General features: G+C 49.8%; 20 protein-coding genes. 5 read left to right on the plus strand and 15 right to left on the minus strand.

Annotated elements, in window-relative coordinates; genetic code table 11:
* Positions 1 to 82: 82 nt before the first annotated feature.
* From ACMYUL_RS05330 to ispC, 8 genes are all read right to left on the minus strand, one after another.
* Entirely contained in the window at positions 83 to 1,021 is a 939-nt protein-coding gene (locus tag ACMYUL_RS05330; RefSeq protein ID WP_415772448.1) for a DUF3800 domain-containing protein, read from the minus strand.
* Positions 1,022 to 1,184: 163 nt separating this feature from the next.
* Positions 1,185 to 1,961 (minus strand): acyl-ACP--UDP-N-acetylglucosamine O-acyltransferase, encoded by a 777-nt coding sequence (lpxA, locus tag ACMYUL_RS05335; RefSeq protein WP_070636153.1) that lies wholly within the window; start codon positions 1,959 to 1,961, stop codon positions 1,185 to 1,187.
* 85 nt (positions 1,962 to 2,046) lie between these two features.
* Positions 2,047 to 2,496: a 3-hydroxyacyl-ACP dehydratase FabZ gene (gene fabZ / locus ACMYUL_RS05340; protein WP_415772450.1), complete on the minus strand. Its 450-nt coding sequence runs from the start codon at positions 2,494 to 2,496 to the stop codon at positions 2,047 to 2,049.
* Between the two features lie 125 nt (positions 2,497 to 2,621).
* Positions 2,622 to 3,665: a UDP-3-O-(3-hydroxymyristoyl)glucosamine N-acyltransferase gene (gene lpxD / locus ACMYUL_RS05345; RefSeq protein ID WP_070512599.1), complete on the minus strand. Its 1,044-nt coding sequence runs from the start codon at positions 3,663 to 3,665 to the stop codon at positions 2,622 to 2,624.
* A 196-nt stretch (positions 3,666 to 3,861) separates the two neighbouring features.
* Positions 3,862 to 4,365, minus strand: coding sequence for an OmpH family outer membrane protein (locus ACMYUL_RS05350; RefSeq protein WP_372338144.1), 504 nt, complete (start codon positions 4,363 to 4,365; stop codon positions 3,862 to 3,864).
* A gap of 162 nt (positions 4,366 to 4,527) precedes the next feature.
* The gene (gene bamA, locus ACMYUL_RS05355) at positions 4,528 to 6,960 is read right to left on the minus strand and encodes an outer membrane protein assembly factor BamA (RefSeq protein WP_415772452.1); all 2,433 of its coding nucleotides are present in this window, start codon (positions 6,958 to 6,960) and stop codon (positions 4,528 to 4,530) included.
* 4 nt (positions 6,961 to 6,964) lie between these two features.
* Complete coding sequence (gene rseP / locus ACMYUL_RS05360) at positions 6,965 to 8,305, minus strand: RIP metalloprotease RseP (RefSeq protein WP_415772454.1); 1,341 nt, start codon at positions 8,303 to 8,305, stop codon at positions 6,965 to 6,967.
* Between the two features lie 318 nt (positions 8,306 to 8,623).
* Positions 8,624 to 9,808, minus strand: coding sequence for a 1-deoxy-D-xylulose-5-phosphate reductoisomerase (gene ispC, locus ACMYUL_RS05365; protein WP_415772456.1), 1,185 nt, complete (start codon positions 9,806 to 9,808; stop codon positions 8,624 to 8,626).
* On the opposite strand from ispC, the gene ACMYUL_RS05370 reads away from it, so the two are divergent.
* Positions 9,802 to 10,008: a hypothetical protein gene (locus ACMYUL_RS05370; protein WP_415772458.1), complete on the plus strand. Its 207-nt coding sequence runs from the start codon at positions 9,802 to 9,804 to the stop codon at positions 10,006 to 10,008. The two genes, ispC and ACMYUL_RS05370, sit on opposite strands and share 7 nt — an antisense overlap.
* 26 nt (positions 10,009 to 10,034) lie before the next feature.
* On the opposite strand, the gene ACMYUL_RS05375 is transcribed toward ACMYUL_RS05370, so the two are convergent.
* From ACMYUL_RS05375 to frr, 3 genes are read right to left on the minus strand one after another with little or no spacing between them, the layout of a single operon-like run.
* Positions 10,035 to 10,829, minus strand: a complete 795-nt coding sequence (locus ACMYUL_RS05375; protein ID WP_415772460.1) for a phosphatidate cytidylyltransferase — start codon at positions 10,827 to 10,829, stop codon at positions 10,035 to 10,037.
* 2 nt (positions 10,830 to 10,831) lie between these two features.
* Positions 10,832 to 11,578: an isoprenyl transferase gene (locus tag ACMYUL_RS05380; protein ID WP_070512582.1), complete on the minus strand. Its 747-nt coding sequence runs from the start codon at positions 11,576 to 11,578 to the stop codon at positions 10,832 to 10,834.
* 57 nt (positions 11,579 to 11,635) lie between these two features.
* Positions 11,636 to 12,193, minus strand: coding sequence for a ribosome recycling factor (gene frr, locus ACMYUL_RS05385; RefSeq protein ID WP_003758927.1), 558 nt, complete (start codon positions 12,191 to 12,193; stop codon positions 11,636 to 11,638).
* Positions 12,194 to 12,397: 204 nt separating this feature from the next.
* Here frr and ACMYUL_RS05390 point away from each other — a divergent pair.
* A protein-coding gene (locus ACMYUL_RS05390; RefSeq protein ID WP_415772463.1) for an IS630 family transposase occupies positions 12,398 to 13,245 on the plus strand; the annotation gives its coding sequence in 2 pieces (ribosomal slippage) (positions 12,398 to 12,713 and positions 12,713 to 13,245; 849 coding nt in all).
* A 194-nt stretch (positions 13,246 to 13,439) separates the two neighbouring features.
* On the opposite strand, the gene ACMYUL_RS05395 is transcribed toward ACMYUL_RS05390, so the two are convergent.
* The 3 genes from ACMYUL_RS05395 to ACMYUL_RS05405 form a co-directional block, all read right to left on the minus strand.
* Positions 13,440 to 14,564, minus strand: a complete 1,125-nt coding sequence (locus tag ACMYUL_RS05395; protein WP_342031710.1) for a beta-carotene 15,15'-monooxygenase — start codon at positions 14,562 to 14,564, stop codon at positions 13,440 to 13,442.
* Entirely contained in the window at positions 14,554 to 15,489 is a 936-nt protein-coding gene (locus ACMYUL_RS05400) for an ABC transporter ATP-binding protein (RefSeq protein ID WP_342031711.1), read from the minus strand. Before ACMYUL_RS05400 ends, ACMYUL_RS05395 begins: the two co-directional genes overlap by 11 nt.
* Positions 15,490 to 15,921: 432 nt before the next feature.
* Positions 15,922 to 16,896: a S49 family peptidase gene (locus ACMYUL_RS05405; protein WP_039863262.1), complete on the minus strand. Its 975-nt coding sequence runs from the start codon at positions 16,894 to 16,896 to the stop codon at positions 15,922 to 15,924.
* A gap of 1,049 nt (positions 16,897 to 17,945) precedes the next feature.
* Between ACMYUL_RS05405 and ACMYUL_RS05410 the strand changes: the two genes are divergently transcribed.
* Positions 17,946 to 18,476 (plus strand): PoNe immunity protein domain-containing protein, encoded by a 531-nt coding sequence (locus tag ACMYUL_RS05410; RefSeq protein WP_415772464.1) that lies wholly within the window; start codon positions 17,946 to 17,948, stop codon positions 18,474 to 18,476.
* A complete protein-coding gene (locus tag ACMYUL_RS05415) occupies positions 18,473 to 19,045 on the plus strand; it encodes a hypothetical protein (RefSeq protein ID WP_070512566.1) in 573 nt (190 codons plus the stop codon). Before ACMYUL_RS05410 ends, ACMYUL_RS05415 begins: the two co-directional genes overlap by 4 nt.
* A gap of 768 nt (positions 19,046 to 19,813) precedes the next feature.
* Here the strand turns inward: ACMYUL_RS05415 and adhE are convergent.
* Positions 19,814 to 22,429, minus strand: coding sequence for a bifunctional acetaldehyde-CoA/alcohol dehydrogenase (gene adhE, locus ACMYUL_RS05420; RefSeq protein ID WP_415772466.1), 2,616 nt, complete (start codon positions 22,427 to 22,429; stop codon positions 19,814 to 19,816).
* Positions 22,430 to 22,904: 475 nt separating this feature from the next.
* Between adhE and ACMYUL_RS05425 the strand changes: the two genes are divergently transcribed.
* Complete coding sequence (locus tag ACMYUL_RS05425) at positions 22,905 to 25,013, plus strand: TonB-dependent siderophore receptor (protein ID WP_415772468.1); 2,109 nt, start codon at positions 22,905 to 22,907, stop codon at positions 25,011 to 25,013.
* The last annotated feature ends 160 nt before the right edge of the window (positions 25,014 to 25,173 follow it).

Genomic DNA, 25,173 nt, shown 5'->3' on the forward strand with positions numbered 1-25,173 from the left:
AAACAGGAAAGGACAAGCTGATGTTGCGACAACGTCGTCTGAAATAATGAAGTCTTCTTACATAAAATTTGTATTCAAAACTTTATTGGCTATAAGGATAATTTTGAACAATCTCATGTATTGTGGGATCAAAGTCATCAGCAATCCATAATCCTTCTGAACTCAAATGATCTTTTTCCCAGCCTTTATTTTTTTTATACGGACAAGCAATAAATTTCCAAATACGTACTTTATGTAAGAAATGATTTGAAAGATTACCATTTATGCCAGTATTCTCAAACCAATTAAATGCTTTAGCTCCTCTATCTTCATTATGAATTTCTCGTAAAACATTATAAATGAACTGACACATTTCATCTTTTAATCTTTGTTTTGGGGTTCTTCTTGTATTTCCATTTACTTTACGCTTAGATATTTGATTACCATGATACCCTGCAGCGCCCATTAAAACATCACATACTTGTAAACATATATTATTTGCACTATTTATGTATGAAACTTTATAGTCTAAATCATTTCGATCAAATATTCTTGGTAAATTTGTAATAAAATCACTCAATACATTTTTATGATGCTGACTTGAGTGTGTATCTAATCTCAGAATAATCTGATGAGGGTTTCTCTCGGAACCACCCCTTAAGTATTTTATTCCAAATGCTAATTTTAAAAATTGGTAATACTGCTTGAATTGAATATCCAAAGCTGTTCCATTAGCACCACCAACATAATGGTAAGAACGATCTTTAAACATCTGCCGATATTTAATATGTCCTGCGGTTATATGTTCTGCTAAACATCCAACCAACTCTTTATACATTTCTAGATTTCTGAAATCCAAATTTGACCATTTGATCTCTATTTTAGGACAATTATGTCTTTGTTTTATACGTTCCAAATGGGTAATCAATCTATCAATATATTTTTCTTCCCCCATGATACCACCAAAAAAATTATGGTATCGATTCAATGGTAGGCTTTCATGAGTCCATGCTTCATCTGCATATATGATGTATTTTGCCATTCTAAGAGTCCATAACTCATAAACGAAAAAGAACCCTAATTTCCTAATAACGCCGCTAATCATACAACTAGAAGCTCGGAAAAAAGAGTTCTTGCTAAGCATTATAGCAAATTTTTACTGCTTCACAAGCTTTATGTGTAAATAATGTTTATAAAGAAGAATGTTAACGGATAATCCCGCGCGTGGATTGGGCGAAGAAGTCTTTAAACACCGCCAGCTCTGCCTGCGTTTCGGCGCGGCGGAGGATGTCGGCTTTGGCTTCTTCAAACGGGATGCCGCGGTGGTAGATGGTTTTATACACATCTTTGACGGCGGAGATTTGCTCGGCGGTGAAGCCGTTGCGGCGCATGCCTTCGCTGTTGATGCCTGCGGGTTCGGCGCGGTAGCCTGCCGCCATGAAGTACGGCGGTACGTCTTTGTGTACGCCTGCGGCGAAGGCGGTCATGGCGTAGTCGCCGATTTGGCAGAACTGGAACACCAGCGTGTAGCCGCCCAAAACGACGTAGTCGCCGATGGTAACGTGTCCGGCGAGCGAGGCATTGTTGGCAAAGATCGTGTGGTTGCCGATGACGCAGTCGTGTGCGAGGTGGCAGTACGCCATAATCCAGTTGTCGTCGCCGATGCGGGTTTCGCCGATGCCGGTTACCGTGCCGAGATTGAAGGTAGTGAATTCGCGGATGGTGTTGCCGTTGCCAATAATCAGCTTGGTCGGCTCGTCGCGGTATTTTTTGTCCTGCGGGATTTCGCCGAGGCTGGCAAATTGGAAAATGCGGTTGTTTTCGCCGATGGTGGTGTGGCCGTTGATGACGGTATGCGGGCCGATTTCGGTGTTCGCGCCGATTTGGACATTGGGACCGATGACGGTGTACGCGCCAACTTTGACGCTGGAGTCGAGTTCGGCTTTGGGGTCAATGACGGCGGTCGGGTGGATGAGGGTCATGTTTTTCCTTTCCTGTCGTGTTGCCGCGAAGATGCGCGACGGCAACAGGTCGTCTGAAACTTTCAGACGACCTTTTTCTGAACACTCAAACCACGCGTTTGGCACACATGATGATGGCTTCAACGGCGACTTGTCCGTCCACTTTGGCGACGGCGCTGAATTTGCCGATGCCGCGTTTGTTGGTCAGCAGCTCGACTTCGAAAATGAGTTGGTCGCCGGGGATGACTTGGCGTTTGAAGCGGGCTTCGTCTATGCCGGCGAAGAAGAAGAATTCGTTTTCTTTGCGGCCGCCTTCGCTGAGGATGGCGAGTGTGCCGCAGGCTTGCGCCATGGCTTCGATGATGAGTACGCCGGGCATGACGGGCAGGTCGGGGAAATGGCCTTGGAACTGCGGCTCGTTCATGGTGACGTTTTTAATCGCGGTCAGGGTTTTCATGGACTCGAAGGCGGTAATGCGGTCGAGTTGCAAAAACGGGTAGCGGTGGGGAATGAGTTTTTGGATGTCTTTGGCTTCGATGGGGAGTTGTACGTCCATGTTCGTCGTATTCCTTGGTATTTCGGGTTGGCTGGGCGGTTTCATCGCGGGCATGCTTTAAAACGTTGGGCTTTCTCGCTTTGTTTGATCCTAAAGCGCATCCGCCATGCAAACCGATTGTGGGATTATTCGTCTTTTTCGCTGTCGCTCAGACGGTTTTCCAATGTTTTGAGGCGTTTGTTCATTTCACTCAGGCGGTGGATGTAAACGGCGTTGCGCGCCCATTCTTTATGGGTGGACATCGGGAAGATACCGGCAAGGTGTTTGCCGCTTTCGGTAATGCTGTGGGTGACGGACGTGCCGCCGCCGATGGTGGTTTTGTCGGCGATTTCGATGTGTCCGACCGTACCGACGCCGCCGCCGATGATGCAGTAGCTGCCGATGGTAACGCTGCCGGAAATGCCGGTTTTGGCGGCGATGACGGTGTGCGAACCGATTTTGCAGTTGTGTCCGATTTGGACTTGGTTGTCGATTTTGGTGCCGTTGCCGACGGTGGTGTCGCTCATCGCGCCGCGGTCAATGTTGGTGTTCGAGCCGATTTCTACGTCGTCGCCCAGCGTTACCGCGCCGGTTTGCGGGATTTTAAACCATGAATCGCCGGCGAAGGCGAGTCCGAAACCGTCTGCGCCGATGACTGCGCCGCTGTGGATTTCGACGCGGTTGCCCAGTGTGCAGCCGTAATAAACGACGGCGTTGGGACGCAGGACGACTTCGTCGCCCAGTTTGCAGTCGTGTTGGACAACGGCGTTTGCCAAGATGCGGCAGCCTTCGCCGAGTACGGTGTTCGCGCCGATGTAGGCGTTCGCGCCGATTTCGCAGCTTGCGGGAACGGTCGCGCTCTCTTCGACGACGGCGGTCGGATGGATGGCGCCGCACGCTTTGACGATGGGTGAAAACAGGCGGGCGACTTTGGCGAAATAGAGATAGGGATCGTCGGCGACAATCAGGTTGCGCCCTTCAAATTCGTCCACTGCTTTGGCAGAAACGATGACCGCACCCGCGCTGCTGTCGTGGACTTCGGCTTTGTATTTCGGATTGGCGAGGAAGCTGATGTGTTCTGCCTGCGCGTCTGCGAGCGGGCGCACGGCGGCGACGGAAATGTCCTTGCCGCGCCATTCGCCGCCAAGCTGCGCTGTGATTTGGGACAGGGTGTAGGTTTTTGAAGTCATGATGTTTCGTAAGCTTTGAGATGAGGTCGTCTGAAAAGGGACGGCGGGAGCAGTCGGACAGAACGGTTTGCTTAAAACGTATGCCGGCAGGAGTGATAAGACAGGTAATTATATCGTTTATTGGATTTTCAGACGACCCTTCGCTTGAAAGAGGTCGTCTGAAAACAGGTTTGTCGTATCTCGTTCAGCCTTCCGATTAACGTGTATTCAAGGCTTTAATCACGCTGTCAGTGATGTCGTAACGCGCATTGACGTAAATCACGTCCTGCAAAATCACATCGTAACCTTCGCGTTTGGCAAGATCGACGATGATGCGGTTGGCGTTTTGCTGGAGGGCGGCAAATTCTTCGTTGCGGCGCAGGTTGTAGTCTTCTGCCAGCTCCGCCTGTTTCTTGCGGAACTGCTGAACCAGCTCGCCCCAGCGTTTTGCCGCAGCTTCACGCTCTTTGCCCTGCAATTTGCCTTCGGTCAGGGATTTTTCGAGCTTTTCACCTTCTTGCTGCAATTTCTGCAAAGCGTCCTGACGGCTGCGGAATTCTTTTTCCAAGGTCGTCTGAATGCGTTGCGCCTGCTTGGACTCAAGATAAACGCGCTCGGTATTGATAAAGCCGATTTTCTGCACGGCTTCCGCCGCCACAGCTTGGTTCATCAACCCGAAGCCCAATAAAGCCGCGCCGCCGAGGCGGAAGGCGTTGGCAATGATGTTCATCTGGATTTCCTTGATTTTGTATCCCGCCCATCAGCGGGATGACGGTTTGTTTTTTAAAAAGAGGCAGAACGCCCTGCCCCTTTTCCTTCAGGTCGTCTGAAAACGTTTTACCCATCGGTATTTCAGTTTTCAGACGACCTTTTTCTGTCTACGTCAGAATGTTGTACCCAATTGGAACTGGAAGCGTTGGATTTCGTCGCTGTCTTTTTTCTTCAGCGGGTAGGCGTAGCTGAACTTCATCGGACCCAGCGGCGAGAGCCAGGTTACTGCCGCACCGGCGGAGTAGCGCAACTCTTCCTTGAAGGTCGATTTGTGGGTCGTGCCTAAGCCGTATGGGTTTTGAGGCTTCTTGCCAATCTCAGTAGGATTGCTACTGTCGTTGTTATACGTTTTGCCATCCCATACGCTGCCCGCGTCGGCGAACAGGCTCAGACGGACGGAGCGGGAATCTTTGATGCCCGGCATCGGGAACAGCAACTCGGCAGAAACGTTGGCTTTTTTGTTGCCGCCGTAGCTGATTTTCTCGCCGTATTCGTCATAAACTTTCGGACCCAGCGTGCCGGTCTCATAACCGCGTAGAGAACCTAAGCCGCCGCCGTAGAAGTTTTCAAAGAACGGCATGGTTTTGGTTTTGCCGTAGCCGTTGCCGACACCGACTTCGCCGCCGAGCATCAGGGTAAAGTCTTTGGTCAGCGGGAAGAACCAAGTTTGGTTATGGGTCAGCGTGTAGTATTGCAGGTCGCTGCCCGGCAGGGCGATTTCGCCGTTGATGCCGGTCATGTAACCGCGGGTCGGCCACAATGCGCTGTCGGTTTTATTGCGTCCCCAACCGATCGTACCTTTGTACAGCCAGCCTTTGAAGTTACCTAATCCCTCAACACATTCTTTGCCTTTTGTATCAATACCATTGGCACACTTACCATGTTCTGCCACAAATTCAGCATAACGTTTAGGCGCGCCTTTGTAGGTATTCACGGTCAGGTGTTCCGCTGCCAGACCTAAATTGACGCGGTCGTATTCGGTAACGGGGATGCCCATGCGCACACCGCCGCCTGCGGTGGTGGTTTTATATTGTTTCGCGCTGGAAGAGGCTTTACGCGGGTCGTAAGACTTGCCGTAAATATCGTAACCGAGGCTCACGCCGTCGGGTGTGAAATACGGATCGGTAAACGACAGCGAGCCGTTGAGCGTGGTTTTGCTTCGTGAAGCGCGCAGGGAAACGGATTTACCCGTACCGAACAGATTGTCTTGGGAAACGCCCACAGACATGACCAAGCCGGTATCCTGAACCCAGCCCGCACTCATATCCAAAGAGCCGGTAGAACGCTCGTTCACGCTCATGTTCAAATCGACTTGGTCGGGCGTATTCGCAACCGGCACGGCATCGAATTGTACGTTGTCGAAGTAACCCAGCAACTCGACGCGCTCTTTGGAACGTTGCAGCTTGGAGGTGTCGTAAGGCGCGGATTCCATCTGACGCAATTCGCGGCGCACGACTTCGTCACGGGTTTTGTTGTTGCCGGTGATGTTGATTTCGTTCACATAGATTTTGCGACCGGGTTCGACGTTCAGGACGAAATCGACAGTTTGGGTCTCAGCATTGGGAACGGGCTGAACATTGACTTCGCTGAACGCGTAGCCTGCCGTACCCATGCGGTTTTGGATGGATTCGAGCGATTTGACCATTTGGGCGCGTTCGTACCACTTGCCCTTTTTCATGGTCAGCAGTTTTTGCAGCTCTTCTTTCGGCACTTCGCGGGTGTCGCCTTCTATGCGCACGTCGCCCCAACGGAAGCGTTCGCCCTCGTCAACCGTAACTTTGATGGTTTGCTTGGTTTTGTCTTCGTTGGTCTGGATGTCGGTATCCAGAATGCGGAAATTGAAGTAGCCGTTGTTTTGGTAGAACTCGCTGATGCGCTCCATGTCTTGCGAGAATTTTTGCTCGTTAAACTGGTTGCTCTTAGTCAGCCAAGTCCACATGCCGCCTTCGCTCAAGGACATTTGTTTCATGAGCTTGCGGTCGGAATAGACTTTGTTGCCTTCAAATTCAATGTCGGTAATCTTGGTGGTTTTACCCTCATCGATGGCGATGTCGATGGAAACGCGGTTACGCGCGAGTTTGGTAACGGTCGGCGTGATTTGGACCGACTGTTTACCGCGGCTTTTGTATTCTTCCTTCAGGCTGGCGACAGACTGGCTCAGCGTGGCAGGATTGAAGTATTGGGATTGCGCTAAACCGAAGGATTCAAGGTTTTTCTTGATAACATCGTTTTGCAGCATTTTCGCGCCGGTGATGTTCAGCGTGCTGATGGTCGGGCGTTCGATAACGGTCAGTAAGACCTGATTGCCCATGGTCTCTACGCGGACATCGTCAAAAAAACCGGTCGCATACAGAGTTTTGATGATTTCTTCGCTGCGTGCGTCGCTAAATTGATCGCCAACTTTGACGGGCAGGTAATTGAAGACCGTACTCGGTTCGGTGCGCTGCAAACCTTCGACGCGGATGTCTTGAATGGTGAAGTCGGCAAATGCCAAAGGCGACATGCCCAATACCATCAAAGCAGAAGCAATCTGTTTCAATTTCATAAAATTATCCAAACAAACGGTTGATGTCATTAAAGAAAGCCAGTGCCATCATTAAGAGCATGGCAGCCAGTCCGAGGCGCAGGCCGATTGCCTGTATGCGCTCGCTCAAGGGCTTTCCGCGTATCCATTCGGCAGTGTAGAACACCAAATGCCCGCCGTCCAACACGGGGATGGGCAACAAGTTCAACACGCCTAAACTAATGCTGACCAATGCGAGAAATTCCAAATAGCTTTGAAATCCCAGCTGTGCCGTTTTTCCGGCGACGTCGGCAATGGTCAGCGGGCCTGAAATATGATTCAGGGAGGCATTGCCTGTAATCAGTTTTCCGAAGAATTTTACCGTCATCCATGCGTTGTTGACGGTTTTGTCCCAGCCCATCGCAAATGCTTCTGCGACAGACGGCTTATATTCGCGCTTGATTTCTTTTGCCCACGCTTCGTCGCTTTGGTGACCGAAGCCTACCCTGCCGACCAGCGTTCTGTCGGGTTGCTGGATACTGTCGGGGCGGATGGTCGTCTGAACGGTTTTACCGTCGCGCTCATAAATCAATTCGATTTTCTTACCCGGGCTTTGGCGTACGATTTCCACCCATTGCTGCCAAGACTCAATGTCTTGTCCGTCGGCACTGATCAGCTTGTCGCCTTTTTTCAAACCGGCTTTTTCAGCCGGGCTGTTTTCTTCCATTTTGCCGACACGGGTGGTGATTTTAAAAGGCGACAACCCGATATAGCCTTGGTTTTTCGCAATTTTACCTGCTTCAGGCGTGCCTGCGGCATCGATAATCCGCATGGTTTCTTGTCCCGAGGTCGTCTGAACGGCAACATTTACCTTGCCTGACTCGATGTTCAACACGATTTCTTGCTGGGCTTTTTCCCACTCGCCGACGTTAACGCCGTTAACCGAAATAATTTTGTCTCCAGGCTGAAAACCAGCTTTGGCGGCAATGGTATTTTGCTCGACCATGCCGACATAAGGGCGGATTTCGGTAACGCCGAAGGAAAAACTCAAGCCGTAAAGCAGAACCGCCAGAGCGAGATTGGTCAGCGGGCCTGCGGCGACGATGGCGATGCGTTTGGCGGGATGCTGTTTGTCGAAGGCGTAAGGCAGGTCTGCCTGCGCCACTTCCCCCTCGCGCGTATCCACCATTTTGACATAGCCGCCCAATGGGATGGGCGCCAAACACCATTCGGTATCGCCGCGCTTTCTGCTGAAAAACGGTTTGCCGAAGCCGACGGAAAAGCGCACAACCTTGACGCCGCACAATCGGGCAACGATGTAGTGTCCGAACTCGTGCAGGCTGACCAAAATCAGGATGGCAAAAATAAAAGCTAGAAGGGTTTGCAAAAGAATCTCTCTGGTTGGGTATGGGTTGACGTTGTCGATGTTTCAGACGACGTATCAAGGCAGAGGGGTCGTCTGAAAAGCATTCGCAATGTGTAGAAAATATTATTGGCGTTATTTTGCCGATTATAAAGTCAGTCTGCCGTTTTGTCCGCCACACATGACGGGTGGGCGGGTTTTCAGACGACCTGTCATTTTTTATAGTGGATTAACTTTAAACCAGTACGGCGTTGCCTCGCCTTGCCGTACTATCTGTACTGTCTGCGGCTTCGTCGCCTTGTCCTGATTTAAATTTAATCCACTATATCGTTGCGGCACGGTTTATCCCAATGCGGCGATAAATTCCTGCGCCTGTCTGCGGGTAACGGCATCTTGCGCCAGCAGGTTTTCGATATTACCGAGGTCGTCTGAAAAGTCTTGCGCAAGACAATGGGCGACGGTTTTGGCAATGTCGGTAAACTTAATCTGTCCGTCCAAAAAGGCGGCGACGGCAGCTTCGTTGGCGGCATTCAATACGCAGGGCGCGGCTCCGCCCGCGTTCATGGCTTCATAGGCGAGCTTCAGACAGGGGAAGCGGTCAAAGTCGGGCTTTTGGAAAGTCAGTGCAGACAATGCGTCGAAATCCAGGTCGCCGACACCCGAATCGATGCGCTCGGGCAAGCCCAAACAATAAGCGATGGGTGTACGCATATCGGGGTTGCCCAGTTGCGCCAACACGGAGCCGTCGCGGTAACGCACCATGCTGTGTATCACGGACTGCGGATGAATGACGACTTCGAGCTTGTCAGGCGGACAGTTGAACAGCCAATGCGCTTCAATCAGCTCCAAACCTTTGTTCATCATGGTGGCGGAATCGACGGAGATTTTGCGCCCCATGCTCCAATTGGGGTGTTTGACCGCTTGGGCGGGCGTAATGCTGTCGAACGTGCCTAAATCGGCCGTCAAAAACGGGCCGCCGGAAGCGGTCAGGATAATCGAACGGATGCCGTGTTCGTTCAGACGACCTGTGTAATCGCGCGGCAAAACTTGGAAAATGGCGTTGTGTTCGCTGTCGATGGGCAACACTGCCGCACCGTTTGCGCGCGCCGTTTCCATAAACAACGCGCCGGAAACCACCAGCGTCTCTTTGTTTGCCAGATAAATGGTTTTGCCTTTTTGCGCTGCCGCAAGTGCTGAAGGCAGCCCCGCCGCGCCAACAATGGCGCACATGACACCGCTGACTTCGTCGGCAGAGGCAACGTCAACCAATGCCTGCGCGCCGTGTAAAACCTGCGTCGCCGTGCCGTCGCGTTTCAACAGGGCTTCAAGTCGGGCGGCATGTTCGGCATCGGCAACGACAGCATAGTCGGGGCGAAACGTCCGGCATTGCGCTGCCAGTTTCTCAACCTGCTTATGCCCCGCCAACGCGAATACGCGGAATTTTTCAGGGTGGCGGGAGACAACGTCCAGCGTGCTTTCGCCTATGCTGCCGGTACTGCCTAATATGGTCAGGACTTGTGGTGTCATGGTGTGTTCTTTATGTACTGCTTCCGGATTTCAGACGACCTTTGGGCTTGGGGTCGGAAAGGTCGTCTGAAAACGCTTATTCGATATTGTGTTTGATGTGTTCCAACGATTTTTATAGTGGATTAACTTTAAACCAGTACGGCGTTGCCTCGCCTTGCCGTACTATCTGTACTGTCTGCGGCTTCGTTGCCTTGTCCTGATTTAAAGTTAATCCACTATAACCGCTTCAGAACAAGCTTTCAAAGGCGGCATAGACGCTGACAACGGCAATCAGGCTGTCCACGCGGTCGAACACGCCACCGTGTCCGGGCAGCAGATTGCTGCTGTCTTTAATGCCCGCCGCGCGTTTGAGCCAGCTTTCCAACAGGTCGCCGCATACGCTGACAACGGTCAACACCAAACCGATTAACACGGTATTGAACCAGCCTGCGTCAAACGTGAGCCAACCAGCCCACCACACCACAGTCATGTACACTGCCACGCAAATCGCGCCGCCGATTGCGCCTTCCCAGCTTTTGCCGGGGCTGACGGTCGGTGCGATTTTGTGTTTGCCGAACGCTTTGCCGCTGAAATACGCGAAAACATCGGCAACCCACACCAAACCCATCACGGCGAGCAGCGACAAGGCATAATCGGGATGCGGTCGCAGGGACATGAGTGCGAACCAAAACGGCATGACCAAAAGCCAGCCGACGGTATAAGCCTGCCAGCCGCCGTTCAATTTCCATTTGAATTTCAGCCACAAAGGCATGACGACCAGCCAAAACGCCAAAACAGCGTACCAGACGATATCCGGCAGCGTCCAACCGCCTGCGTAGGCAATCACGCCGAACACCAGCGTCGCGGCAAGATAATGATTGGTTTTCAGTTTCTCCAATCCACTCATGCGAGAGTATTCCCACAGCGTAACCAGAGAAATCAATCCGCAAAATGCCGCCCACAGCCATTGCGGCGCGTAAAACAGCATACCGAGCATCAACGGCAGCATCCAAAGCGCCGTGATAATCCGTTGTTTCAACATTTTTAACCCCTTTGCTGCTCTACCGGCAGCTGTTCCGAAGTGCGCCCGAAGCGTCGTTCGCGTTTTTGGAACGAAGCGACTGCATCGTCTAAGGCTTTGCTGTCAAAATCGGGCCACAGGGTATCGGTAAAATAAAGTTCGGCATACGCCATCTGCCAAAGCAGGAAATTGCTGATGCGTGTTTCGCCACCGGTGCGGATGAACAAATCCGGTTCCGGCGCATCGCCCAGCATCAAGTGTTTCGCCAGCGCGTCTTCCGTAATCTCGGATACGCCTTCGGCAATCAGTTTGTTTGCCGCCTGCAAAATATCCCAGCGGCCGCCGTAATCCGCAGCGATGCTCAGGGTCAGGCCTGTATTGTTTGCCGTCAAGGCTTCCGCCTCTTCGATACCTTGCAGAATTTGCTGATTAAAACGTTCGCGGCTGCCCAACACCTTGAGGCGCATATTGTTTTCGTGCAGACGGCGCACCTGTTTTTGCAAAGCCTGCAAAAACAGCCCCATCAGGAACGACACTTCGTCTTCGGGGCGACGCCAGTTTTCAGTCGAAAAGGCAAACACGGTCAGATATTGCACACCCAGTTTGGCGCAATGCTTCACCATATTTTCCAACGCGTCCAAGCCGCGTTTATGCCCCATTACGCGGGGAAGGAAACGCTTTTTCGCCCAACGGCCGTTGCCGTCCATAATCACGGCGATATGCTTCGGAACCGAAGTATGTTCCAAAATGGTCTGCGTGCTGCTCTTCATATCTGCCTTTCGCAGCGCGGCGGTTCAAAGGTCGTCTGAAACGCCGCGGACAAGGGTTTAAATCGCCATCAAATCTTCTTCTTTGGCAGCCAGCGTTTTATCGGCTTCGGCGATGTATTTGTCGGTCAGTTTTTGAACCGCCTCTTCGCCGCGACGTGCTTCGTCTTCGGAAATTTCTTTGTCTTTCAAGAGTTTTTTGATGTGGTCGTTGGCATCGCGGCGCACGTTGCGGATGGACACGCGTCCTTCTTCCGCCTCGCTGCGTACGACTTTAATCAAATCTTTACGGCGCTCTTCGGTCAACATAGGCATAGGCACGCGGATCAAATCGCCGACGGCTGCCGGGTTCAGACCCAAGTTTGAATCGCGAATAGCTTTCTCGACTTTGGCCGCCATATTGCTTTCAAAAGGTTTCACGCCGATGGTGCGCGCGTCCAGAAGCGTCACGTTGGCAACTTGGCTGACTGGAACCATGCTGCCCCAGTATTCGACTTCCACTTGGTCCAACAGACCGGTATGCGCACGGCCGGTACGCACTTTCGCCAAATTCTCTTTCAGCACTTCTACCGAGCGCTGCATTTTGCTTTCCGCTGTTTTTTGAATATCGTTAATCATTTTATACTTTCAAATAAGATACTGAATTTAAAACCTCGCCCGGACGCATGACCATCCGAACGGCAATCAAGCTGTTAACTGCGCATAGTACCGTCATTCGGCAATTCCGACAAGGCAGGGGCGGTTTTGGGCCTTGTTTCTTAACTGATATTTATAGTCAATTAAAAATAAAATAGTACAATACTCAACTTTTAAGGTCTAACCATGGCATACTCTGCGGACTTAAGAAACAAAGCTTTAAACTATTACGAACAATGCAAAAACATCAGCCAAACCGCAGCGACGTTTAACTTGTCAAGAAACACGCTTTACCTGTGGATTCGCCTTAAAAAACAAACAGGCAGCCTAAAACATCAAGTTACCGGTCTAAATGCCGTCAAATTGGATAGGCAAAAACTGGCTCAATATGTTGGGCAACACCCGGATGCCTATCTGCATGAAATCGCCAAACATTTTGATTGTACGCCAGCCGCCGTTTGCTATGCACTCAAACAGATGGGGATGACGCGCAAAAAAAGACCACCACTTACAAAGAACAAGACCCGGCCAAAGTAACGCATTATTTGACACAGCTGGCCGAATTTTCCGACTACCAACGTGTTTATTTGGATGAAACAGGATTTGACCGCTACCTGTTCCGTCCCTATGCCCGCAGCCCGAAAGGGCAAATAGTGAAAGCGCAGATAAGTGGAAAAAGATACCGACGCTTATCTCTGGTGTCCGCACAAGTCGGCAACCGGCTGATTGCTCCGATGGTTTATCAAAATACGATGACCGGAGTCTTTTTTGAAGCGTGGTTTCAGCAATGCCTACTGCCCGCATTGACTCAAAAATCGGTGATTATTTTAGATAATGCGCGATTTCACCGTATGGGTGTCTTACGGGAAATAGCGGAAAAATGGGGACATAAGGTATTGCCTCTTGCACCTTATTCACCTGAGCTCAACCCGATTGAGAAGGTGTGGGCGAATATTAAGCGGTATCTGCGAACCGTATTGTCTGATTACGCCCGATTTGACGATGCGTTACTGTCCTATTTTAATTTTAATTGACTATAAATGCCGTTACACATGAGTTTGGGACGGAAAAGCATGGACGACCTCGATACAGCCGAATTCATTTGCGTATAGACAAAAAGGTCGTCTGAAAACCTTGCCAACCGGTTTTCAGACGACCTTTATCCTATCCTACCTCCCAACCTCTCTATGGCTAAAGGCAGGGTGAAAAACAGAAAAATACGCTCCTGTTACGATGCAATCACGAACCAAAGGCCTCGAAGAAGCAGGTATATCAATAATGCGATAGTGATGTTGTTGTATCGCCATTTCATTTGGTTGATGGAAAAAACCAGCAGTATGAGGAGAAAGAATTGTCCTATGTATACCCATACCATGTCTGCTGACACCAATGCGGCACAAATCAATCCCAAAGGCAACAGAATCATCCAAGCAGGCAACGAAGCAATCGCCCACTTCGGTTTTCTATTACGTGCACGGACAAATTCTCCAACAGAAGAAAAGGTCGTCTGCTTCTGCGTAATCAAAGACAAAATACTCATGCCGCCATAAGCTACGGCGCAAATATACAGCAATTGTTTATAGTTGCTTACGAAGCTAATCGCAGCTAAAGGCGTAAGAAGTCCAAGTACGATAAAAGTCAATCGAGAAGAGCGCAGGTGCAGGCGTTCTGCCATAGCCGCGCGGGCGGCAACGCTGCATAAGACAACAGAAACAATGGAAGCAATAATTGGAGATACTGTATTGGATACACCTTCACTCAAGTATGAAAGATCTTCCGCGGCGGACAACATACCGGTTACGAACATGACCATGACAACAAACAGCAATAGGAGTTGCAACAGAGATCCTTCCCATTGATTGTTGCCGCGTTTGAACTGCAAAGCATTGACCAATATCAGACAGGCAAGCGCCCATGAATTAAGCGGCATAATCAACCATATGATGAAAACATCGCTGTCTTCATGGTTGAAATGAAACATCGTTAGGCCGAGCAGTATCCAGCCAACAAGGAAAATAACCCAACCGGTCAAAGGCGCGACAACAATCCTCGCCCAAGCCATCTGCCACGGAGACAAAGAGGACATACGCAACTGGTCAAATGCATTGCTGGATACATCTTGGCGCAAACTGCGCTCAATCTGCAGATAAAGGGCGATATTTGAAATGAATGCGCCGAATGTACCGACTCCGGCAATATATTCCACCAAGTCCTCAGAATTTGCTTTAGCAAAGATAAACAGGCTGTAGAGTATGATGATGCCTGCAATCATGCCCCAGCTCATGTTGAGCCACATCAGCCTTTGGAATTCGGCGTTAACCCGGATTTTAGGGATATTCAATTTATTGTCCATCGGCTTGCTCCTGTTTGTGGGGATTGAGGCTGTTTTGATAACTGTGCAGCAGCGACGCTTTAATGACGGCAGCTTCGCTCAAAGGCAAGTTTTGCTCAAACAGCTTACGCAACAAGGCTGCACGCGCTTCTTCTCCCGCATCCAATACGACGGTAACGGCATGATTGCTCCATTCTGCCCTCTTCACCCCTTCCGTATTGCGGACGCTCTTGAATATGGCTTCATCCAAACCGACAAATTGCAGCGAAACAGTCTGATCTTCGTTAACATCATCATTAACAGATTGAAATGCCTGAACACGTCCGCCTTTGATCACCAGCATATGCGAACAATATTCATCCAGCTCGGAAAGAATATGGCTCGATACCAAAATACTCATGCCTTCATCTTTGAGCTTCAGCAGCAACAAAGACAATTCATGTCGTGCCTCAGGGTCAAGACCGCTGGCGGGTTCATCCAAAAGCAAGAACTTAGGACGATGGATGATGACTTGTCCGATACCGACACGCTGCTTCTGACCGCGGGAGAGGTCGCTGACTTTGGCATAGAGTTTATGTTCCAAATTAAGCAGGCGAACGGTTTCCAGCAGCAAATCAGGAAGTCGCGCATCAGGAATACCGCGGGATTTGGCGGCATAAGTTAAGCACTGGATTACGCTCAAACCATCCGGCAAACCAAAAAAATCAGGTAGGTAGCCGAGTTTGGAAAAGCTGTCGCGCGGATTATCAAGAATAGGCAGACCATCAAGTAAGACATCCCCGGATGTCGGGATTTCCAATCCTGCCATACAGCGCATCAAAGTGGATTTGCCGGCACCATTAGGTCCGATTAATCCGGTAATACTGCCCTGCGGAAGCTCAACCGAGACATCGTATAAGGCCTGCGTATTGCCGTAGTAAAAATCTAGATGTTGGACATTAATCATAATATTTATAAGATATGAAGGGGTTGGATGCAAAAATCGGGAACGCTAACGCCAACTGATAAACCTTTATCACGCAGATGAAATGACAAAATGGCTTTTCAGACGACCTCAAACATTCCTTGGCATTTCATGATAAACATTCAGCCTCAGCAGTTCCGATCTTGAAGCCTTCGTATTATCAACAAAAAACTGTTTGACATACAAAAAACTGCTTCTGCGGTCGCTTTAATCGAAGGACGGATAACTTTACCCTATATTAGTGGACTTAAAAAAGCGGCAAGGACACCTTCCAAGCCGCTTTTTTGTCATTGGTTTGTTACCTTCCAACCTATAAATGGCATATGGAACATCATCAAACACCTCAAGAGATACGTTTTCAGACGACCCCACAATGACTTAGGGCGGCAACAAACGAATAATGGACAAATCCTGTTACCATATTTTCGACAGTTTTTCTTTAACTTTAGTCTCCATTTCAGCACTCAAATGGCGACCCAATATTTTGCCGAAATCCTCTTCAGGCGTATAGTTCACCAACTCAGGGGCTTTGACGACATCTCTAGCGACACTATATACGCTGCCGAAATCATCAATCAATCCCACTTCTTTAGCCTCCGAACCGGTATAGATACGGCCGCTGAAAACATCAGAATACTGCTGATCTTTCAAACGCTTTCCGCGTCCGAGTTTAACCGATTTAATAAATTCCTTATGGATATCGGTCAGCATTTTTTCCCAAATCTGAGTTTGTGCGGGCGTTTCAGGAGAAAACGGATCGCCCATGCCTTTATTGCTGCCCGCGATTTTCAGACGACGTTTGATACCGATTTTATCCATCAGCCCCGTCGCATCAAACCCTCCGCCAATTACACCGATACTGCCTACCACGCTGGAAGGATCCGCATAAATCTTGTCAGCCGCAGCCGCAATGTAATAACAGCCCGATGCACACATATCTTCCGCCACCACATACACAGGAATGTCTTTATGCTCCGATTTCATACGGCGGATTTCGTTAAACGCAATATTGGAAACCACAGGCGATCCGCCCGGACTATTGGCGCGGATGATAATCGCTTTAGCATTGGGATTATTGTAAACCGCCTCCATACCGGTGCGCAGCATCTCAACCTGATCATCAAGTTCATTGCCGATTTCGCCTTTCAAATCGATCACTGCTGTATGTTCCCCACTGCTTTGCACTGCATCGGTATCGTCTCCAAACAGTGACGCAATAAACATGAGAAATAAAATCACACCGATAACACGCCAAATATTGCGCCAAATACGTGCGCTACGCTGCTCTTTATAAGAAGCCAGCAATACTTCGCGTAATACTTCGCGCTCCCAAAACGAGCCGGAATGAGATGAGGGATTATTCCCCTCGCGAGAATAAGGTTCCTGCATGATCGGTACTTTCATTGTTCAAATTTTGACACTCGGAACCACAATTCAGGTAGCTCCAACATTTTAGAGGATGTCTCCTATCCAATACCCCCGCATTCTACCGTCCTAAAAGATAAAATTTCAATCATCAGCAAATATTTGAACAAAGTTTTCATTTTATAACGAAATTTTTGTTTTCCACATCAGGGGGAGTTCAAAGAGAACAGCGTCGGAAAATGATATGGGATATTATGCGTAATGATAAAAGCTTGAAGATGATTTATGATGCCTATTTTAAGTACGCAGTTTATACCTATCATAATGCTATTTTGTTCGGCAAAAAATACCGATACCGTCGATATAAACATTAAAAGTGCAGACAAACCGAACATCAAATGCCATCCTTCCGAGTATCGATTCAATATGCTGCCTCCGCCAACGCCTATTTTGGAAAACGCTTTTTTCAAAACATCCGAAGGAGTGCAGTAAGCGTAGATTGGGTTGGAAATCCAACATCTATCAAGGTCGTCTGAAAGTTTTCAGACGACCTCTTTGCCAATAGCAGTCGTCCTGTTTAATTATTCATATGGCTGTGATACACCGCCATCACAAACCTGCCGACCACATTTTCTAGGTAAAGAATTGATTGTTCGCTAACGGAGAAAAGGCTAAAAGCACAAAGAAACTATGAAAATGCCAAAAAAAACGTTGGAAAAATGCAGAAACCAGCCCCAGATGATTTAAATAACTTACTTGTCTATTTAAGGACTAAAATGACCAATCAAGTTAAATATGATCGCAATAAAGACCGTCAGGGATTGTTTAAAGAAGATTTTTTTAAAACCAGTTATTCTGAAAATCTACAACTGCTGCAAGAGTGGATAGAAGAAAGTAAGAGTGATTCAACTATTCCTTCAGATGCACTGCCTCAACAGCTTTATCTAACAATGCTTACCGAATACACCGCAGGATTTCCGATAGAAGAAATCAAGAAGCGTATGAATCAAATAGTTTATTACTGTAAGCAATGCCTGGATATACACAGGCAATACGGGCAAAAGGAAGACATCATGTTTATTTGGGGGCCGGAGGAGTGGGCGGGAGAAGAGCAACCCAACATTATCGGACTTTGCCTCTTGTTCGAACGGATTGACTGGCTGGAAACCATTAAAGACAGCCTCAATCCCTATAACGATGACGAAATGTATTACGACCCCTCGTTCAGGGCTTTGATGAATATGGCGATACCCACGAAATTTGATCCCCGCGCCAAATTTGCCAAAGGCGGACACAACTTCCGCAAACCCCTACTGCAAGCAATCATGGCAGAAAGCAAGGAAGAGTCTCTAAAATATCTCAACACCTACCTCTCCAGCTGGTACGAAGGCAACCGAAAAATCGGCAATCTCCTGATTGACACACATTTGAACCAAGATCCCGAATATGGCGGCTATATCGGCTACTGGAGTTTTGAATCCGCCGCCGTCGCCTATTTGAAAGATTTGGACGACACCTCCCTGCGGCAGTATCTGTACTATCCTAAAGATATGGTGGACTGGGCACGGGAGCAGGAGCAATACGACAAAGGTGGATTGATATGAAGAAAATCATTTTATTATTCTTTATTTATAGTAGTTTCGCTATGGCAGAACAAAATATTTTTCCTGTTCGCGAGGTGCAAAATTTGTTGGGTTATGGGCAGCTAGAGTTTTTAAAGCCAAATAAAAAAAACATTTTTATGCGCTATACGATGAAAAATAAAGGAATAAAAACATATTCCTTACAAGATGGCTGTTATCAAAAAGATGAAGTAGATAATTGTGTATCTGAAATGGTTTATCTGGAATCTTCGCCTGATGGCAAGTATTCGATATTTATGCACATAGAAGGAGGCATGGTAGAGGATTTGGAAGAAAATTCCTCGCATTACCATGAAACTAATAATATTTTGATTTTAAATCATAAAAGCGGGTGTTTGGTTATGGCGCCTTCTAAATACTACGTTAATTGGAAAGGAAAACATACCTTAAGTGATGGAGATAGAGATAGAGATATTGATTTAAATAAATATTTTAGAGGAATACCTATATTTTATAGAAATAATAAATTGGATGCGGAAAATTATTATGGCGTGGATAATGTAAATAGTTGCCGTAAATTTCAATGGTAAAAATTATAGTGGATTAACTTTAAACCAGTACGGCGTTGCCTCGCCTTGCCGTACTATCTTCTGTACTGTCTGTGGCTTCGTCGCCTTGTCCTGATTTAAATTTAATCCACTATACCTTCTTATTGGTGCTATCCAGCAAGCGTAGATTGAATTGAAAGTCTGTTATTGAGGTCGTCTGAAAAATTGAGGATTTCTGTTTTCAGACGACCCTTCGTCAAGTGGATACAGATTCAGGATAAACCGACCCGTAGCGTGGGCTTCACCCACGACCTTCCGCCCGAACATCCGAATCTAATCATCTCTGTTCATTCGTGGGTAGAACCCACGCTACGGGCGGCTGGCTCTCCCGTCTGGCGGGAAGGGGCTCTACAGTTTGCACGAATTTGATTTTACCTAGAACCATAAAGCCACCCCATCCTAACCTTCCCCCGCCGGACGGGGGAAGTGACAAGTTGCCGTTGCAGCAAATCGTAGCGTGGGCTTCGCCCACGACCTTCTGCCCGAACATCCGAATCAAATTATTTATGTTCATTCGTGGGCAAAGCCCACGCTACGGCTGCTAAAAATATAGTGGATTAACTTTAAACCAGTACGGCGTTGCCTCGCCTTGCCGTACTATCTGTACTGTCTGCGGCTTCGTCGCCTTGTCCTGATTTAAAGTTAATCCACTATAAGTGGGGCACAATATAAAAAACAGAGGTCGTCTGAAAACCCGAAATGCGGTTTTCAGACGACCTTTTTCTTACTCCTTATTGTAATTCGCGAACCTTATTCGCCGTAATAGGCTTTGGTCAGGATTTCTTCCATGTCGGCGACCAATGCCAGACGCGGGTTGGCGGGGGTGCATTGGTCTTCGAAGGACAGCATTGCCAGTTCTTTGCGGCCGTCGATGAAGGTTTTTTCGTCGATGCCCTGCTCTTTGAACGACATTTTGATGCCGACGTTGACCGCCAGTTCATGACAGGCGCGGGCGAAGGATTCTACGCCTTCGGCAGGGGTGGCGCACGGCAGGCCTAAGGTACGGGCGATTTCCTGATATTTCAGGTCGGCTTTGTAGTAGTTGTACTTCGGCCAGGTGGCGGTTTTCTGCGGGCGCGTGCCGTTGTAGCGGATGACGTGCGGCAGCAGGATGGCGTTGGCGCGGCCGTGCGGAACGTGGTATTTGCCGCCGATTTTGTGCGCCATTGAGTGGTTGATGCCGAGGAATGCGTTGGAGAACGCCATGCCTGCGATGGTGGAGGCGTTGTGCATGTGTTCGCGCGCTTCGGGGTCGGACGCGCCGTGTTTGTAGGAGCGTTCGAGGTATTGGAACACGAGCTTGATGGCTTGCAGGGCGAGGCCGTCGGTAAAGTCGTTGGCGAGCACGGAAACGTACGCTTCTACGGCGTGGGTCAGTACGTCCAGACCGGTGTCGGCGGTTACGCCGGCGGGAACGGTCATGGTAAATGCGGGATCGACGATGGCGATGGTCGGGGTCAGCGAGTAGTCGGCGATGGGGTATTTTTTGTCGCCGTCGCTGATGACGGTAAACGGCGTGACTTCGGAGCCTGTGCCCGATGTGGTGGGGATGCCGATGAATTTGGCTTTGCGGCCCAATTCGGGGAAGCGGAAGGCGCGTTTGCGGATGTCCATGAATTTTTGGACGAGGTCTTCAAAGTCGACTTGGGGCTGTTCGTAGAAGAGCCACATGGCTTTTGCCGCGTCCATCGGCGAGCCGCCGCCCAGCGCGATGATGGTGTCGGGTTGGAAGCTGCGCATCAAATCGGTGCCTTTATAGACGGTTTGGACGCTCGGATCGGCCTCGACATCGGTGAAAAGCTGGATAGTTACTTTGTTTTTGCGTTGGTGGAGCTGGTGGGTCACTTTATCGACGAAACCCAAATCGACCATCGAACGGTCGGTCACAATCATGACTTTTTCACAGTCTTTCATATCTTGCAGATATTGGATGGAATCGCGCTCGAAATAGATTTTGGCGGGTACTTTGAACCATTGCATGTTGTTTCTCCGACGGCCTACTTTTTTGATGTTTAACAGGTTGACTGCGCTGACGTTGCCGCCGACGGAGTTTTTGCCGTAAGAGCCGCAGCCCAAGGTCAGTGACGGCAGGAAGGCGTTGTAAACGTCGCCGATGCCGCCGAAGGTGGAGGGCGAGTTCCAAATCACGCGCAGGGCTTTGACGCGGGTGCCGAAGGTTTTTGCCAATTCATGATCGGCGGTATGGATGGCGGCGGAGTGTCCCAATCCGTCGAAGGCGACCATTTGTTCGGCAAACTGCAAGCCTTGTTCGGTGGAATCGGCTTTGAGCATCGCCAATACGGGCGAGAGTTTTTCGCGGGTCAGCGGCTCGTTGGGGCCGACTTCGCGGCATTCGGCGATGATGATGTTGGTTTTTTCGGGGACTTTAAACCCGGCCTGTTCGGCAATCCACGCTGCCGGTTTGCCCACAACGGCGGAATTGAGTTTCGCGCCGCCGCAGTTGGCGCAGTTTGCCGTGACGCCGAAGATGAAGTCTTCGAGCATGGCTTTTTCTTTTTTGTTGGCGAAGTACACGCCGTAGGATTTGAACTCTTCAACCAGCTCTTTATAAATCTCTTTGTCGGCGATGACGGCTTGTTCGCTGGCGCAAATCATGCCGTTGTCGAACGCTTTGGACATCACGATGTCGTGTGCCGCCTGTTGGATGTTTGCCGTTTTTTCAACATAAGCAGGCACGTTGCCCGCCCCGACGCCGAGCGCAGGTTTACCGCAGGAATAAGCGGCTTCCACCATCGCATTACCGCCGGTCGCCAAAATCGTCGCCACGCCCGGATGTTTCATCAGCGCGGAAGTACCTTCCATAGACGGTTTTTCAATCCACTGGATGCAGTTTTCCGGCGCGCCGGCGGCAATCGCGGCATCGCGCACGATTTGGGCGGCGTGGGCGGAACACTGCTGGGCGGAAGGGTGGAACGAGAAAATAATCGGATTGCGGGTTTTCAGCGCAATCAGGGATTTGAAAATGGTGGTGGAAGTCGGATTGGTGGTCGGCACGATACCGCAAACGACCCCGACCGGATCGGCGATTTCGGTAATGCCGGTTACATCGTCTTCGCTGATGACGCCCACGGTTTTCAAATCGCGCAGGCGGCGCACGACGTTTTCGCAGGCAAACAGGTTTTTGGTCGCCTTATCTTCAAATACACCGCGTCCCGTTTCTTCGACCGCGTGCATGGCGAGTACACCATGTTTGTCCAGCGCAGCAATGGAGGCTTTGGCAACGATATAATCAATCTGCTCCTGATTCAACTTGCGAAACTCGTCCAACGAGCGCAAACCCTTTTCAACCAAACTGTTGACCTCGGCTACGGCGGGGCTGACGACATTGTCGGCTGATGCGTTCATGGTGTATCTCCTTGATATAAGGTGGCAATAAAGTCGATAAATTTTCACTACGATTACTATAAGTAATTTTGTTACATTTCTCTTTGACTTACATCACAAACCATGCATGCTGTTTTCAGACGACCTCTTTCAGGATTTTTCTGTTTTTAATACATTGAAATAAAATCATTTTAACGAGTTTGATAAAAGGGGCTGCCGAGTCTTCCCCTTTGCCATATCGCTATTGTTTTACCCGCTGCAATTCATATGAAAATGAAATTTTTTGAATTTTGTATCGGAATTACAAATCAACATTTCAAACAAAATTTGCAGGCAAAACGGACAAGGTCGTCTGAAAACCAAATTAAAGTTTTCAGACGACCTTGTCGCATATTCACAAGAGATTGTCGGGAAAACGATAGTTTTTTTCTACAATTTCAGACATCAAACTTATAAAATACAACCATTCTCATTTGTACAATGAACGGAGAAATTGATGTTCCGACCCAATCTGACCGCTGCCGCCGTTGTGGCCGCTTTATCTTCCACTGTATTTGCCGCCGAAACGGTCGAGCTGGATACTGTCCATGTGAAGGGGCAGCGTTCGTATAACGCGATTGCCACCGAGAAAAACGGCGATTACAGCTCGTTTGCCGCCACCGTCGGCACAAAAATCCCCGCCTCTTTGCGCGAAATTCCGCAATCCGTCAGCATCATCACCAATCAGCAGGTAAAAGATCGTAACGTCGATACCTTTGACCAATTGGCACGCAAAACGCCGGGCCTGCGCGTGTTAAGCAATGACGACGGACGCTCGTCAGTTTATGCGCGCGGTTACGAATACAGCGAATACAACATCGACGGCCTGCCTGCGCAGATGCAGAGCATCAACGGCACACTGCCTAACTTGTTTGCTTTCGACCGCGTCGAAGTGATGCGCGGCCCGAGCGGCTTGTTCGACAGCAGCGGTGAGATGGGCGGTATTGTGAATTTGGTGCGCAAACGCCCGACCAAAGAGTTCCAAGGCCATGCAGCGGCAGGGTTTGGTACGCACAAACAATATAAAACCGAAGCCGACGTTTCAGGTCCTCTGAACGCCGACGGCAGCGTTCGCGCCCGTGTGATGGCGCAAACTTCGGGCGCGTCTCCCCGTCCTGCCGAGAAAAACAACCACCACGAAACCTTCTACGCGGCGGCGGATTGGGACATCAACCCCGACACGACTTTGGGCGTAGGCTATCTCTACCAGCAACGCCACCTCGCACCGTACAACGGCCTGCCCGTCGGCAGCAGCGGTAATTTGCTGTCCCTGCCCAACCACACCTTTGTCGGCGCGGATTGGAACAAATTCAAAATGAACAGCCATGACGTGTTCGCCGATCTGAAACATTATTTTGACGACGGCGGCTACGGCAAAATCGGTATGCGCTATTCCGACCGCGATGCCGACTCCAACTACACCTTCGCCGCCAACAAACTTTCTGCCGACAATAAGGCAAACGTCGTCGGCTTAGGCACGGAAATCAAACAAAAAGCCTTCGCAGTTGACGCAAGTTACAGCCGTCCGTTTGCCTTGGGCAACACCGCAAACGAACTCGTCGTCGGCGCGGACTACAACCGCCTGCGCAGCACCAACGAACAAGGCCGTGCAGCCGTTGCGCGTAATGTTGCCTTGGGCGATTTCCACTCTGTTCCCTATGTCAACCTGATGCAGAACGCCCGTGCCGGCGCGCGTGGTTACAGCCATACCGTCGCTACTGAAAACCTTGACGAATTCGGCGTTTACGGCAAATCCGTCTTCCATCCGGTCGACAGGCTGTCGCTCATCGGCGGCTGGCGTTTGGGACACTACAAAATCGAAGCGGGCGAAGGCGACGAGTTGCACAAAGCCAGCAAAACCAAGTTCACCGGCTACGCAGGCGCAGTTTACGACTTGAACGACAACAACAGCCTCTACGCCAGCTTCTCCCAACTCTACACGCCGCAAACCAGCCTCGGCACCGACGGCAACCTGCTCAAACCGCGCGAAGGCAACCAGTTTGAAGTCGGCTACAAAGGCAGCTACATGGACGACCGCCTCAACACCCGCATCTCCCTCTACCGCCTGAAAGACAAAAACGCCGCCGCACCGCTGAACCCGAACAACCGCAACACCCGTTACGCCGCCTTGGGCAAACGCGTGATGGAAGGCGTTGAGACCGAAATCAGCGGCGCGATTACACCGAAATGGCAAATCCACGCAGGTTACAGCTATCTGCACAGCCAAATCAAAACCGCCGCCAACTCGCGCGACGACGGCATCTTCCTGCTGATGCCCAAACACAGCGCAAACCTGTGGACAACTTATGAAGTTACGCCCAAGCTGACCCTCGGCGGCGGCGTGAACGCGATGGGCAGCATCTCCTCGGCAGCAGGGCTGCGTGCAGGCGGCTACGCCACATTCGACGCCATGGCGGCATACCGCTTCACGCCTAAACTGAAGCTGCAAATCAACGCCGACAACATCTTCAACCGCCACTACTACGCCCGCGTCGGCAGCGCAAACACCTTCAACATTCCCGGCTCGGAGCGCAGCCTGATGGCAAACCTCCGCTACGACTTCTAAAAACGGGAAAAGCAAAAGGAAAACAAATCACCGCCAAAAACCAGAAGACCAACACATTACGGAAACAGACCGGACAGGCAGGGAACACCACCTGTCCGGTTTTATCATTTATAGTGGATTAACTTTAAACCAGTACGGCGTTGCCTCGCCTTGCCGTACT

Origin of the sequence: Neisseria sp. CP9, assembly GCF_047758525.1 — a bacterium.
Taxonomy (GTDB): Bacteria; Pseudomonadota; Gammaproteobacteria; order Burkholderiales; family Neisseriaceae; genus Neisseria.

Coding starts and splice junctions, on each gene's coding strand:
- ACMYUL_RS05330 (WP_415772448.1), bottom strand. CDS start 1,021: ATGGCAAAATACATCATATATGCAGATGAAGCATGGACTCATGAAAGC.
- lpxA (WP_070636153.1), bottom strand. CDS start 1,961: ATGACCCTCATCCACCCGACCGCCGTCATTGACCCCAAAGCCGAACTC.
- fabZ (WP_415772450.1), bottom strand. CDS start 2,496: ATGGACGTACAACTCCCCATCGAAGCCAAAGACATCCAAAAACTCATT.
- lpxD (WP_070512599.1), bottom strand. CDS start 3,665: ATGACTTCAAAAACCTACACCCTGTCCCAAATCACAGCGCAGCTTGGC.
- bamA (WP_415772452.1), bottom strand. CDS start 6,960: ATGAAATTGAAACAGATTGCTTCTGCTTTGATGGTATTGGGCATGTCG.
- ispC (WP_415772456.1), bottom strand. CDS start 9,808: ATGACACCACAAGTCCTGACCATATTAGGCAGTACCGGCAGCATAGGC.
- ACMYUL_RS05375 (WP_415772460.1), bottom strand. CDS start 10,829: ATGTTGAAACAACGGATTATCACGGCGCTTTGGATGCTGCCGTTGATG.
- ACMYUL_RS05380 (WP_070512582.1), bottom strand. CDS start 11,578: ATGAAGAGCAGCACGCAGACCATTTTGGAACATACTTCGGTTCCGAAG.
- frr (WP_003758927.1), bottom strand. CDS start 12,193: ATGATTAACGATATTCAAAAAACAGCGGAAAGCAAAATGCAGCGCTCG.
- ACMYUL_RS05395 (WP_342031710.1), bottom strand. CDS start 14,564: ATGGACAATAAATTGAATATCCCTAAAATCCGGGTTAACGCCGAATTC.
- ACMYUL_RS05400 (WP_342031711.1), bottom strand. CDS start 15,489: ATGATTAATGTCCAACATCTAGATTTTTACTACGGCAATACGCAGGCC.
- ACMYUL_RS05405 (WP_039863262.1), bottom strand. CDS start 16,896: ATGCAGGAACCTTATTCTCGCGAGGGGAATAATCCCTCATCTCATTCC.
- ACMYUL_RS05410 (WP_415772464.1), top strand. CDS start 17,946: ATGTTTATTTGGGGGCCGGAGGAGTGGGCGGGAGAAGAGCAACCCAAC.
- ACMYUL_RS05415 (WP_070512566.1), top strand. CDS start 18,473: ATGAAGAAAATCATTTTATTATTCTTTATTTATAGTAGTTTCGCTATG.
- adhE (WP_415772466.1), bottom strand. CDS start 22,429: ATGAACGCATCAGCCGACAATGTCGTCAGCCCCGCCGTAGCCGAGGTC.
- ACMYUL_RS05425 (WP_415772468.1), top strand. CDS start 22,905: ATGTTCCGACCCAATCTGACCGCTGCCGCCGTTGTGGCCGCTTTATCT.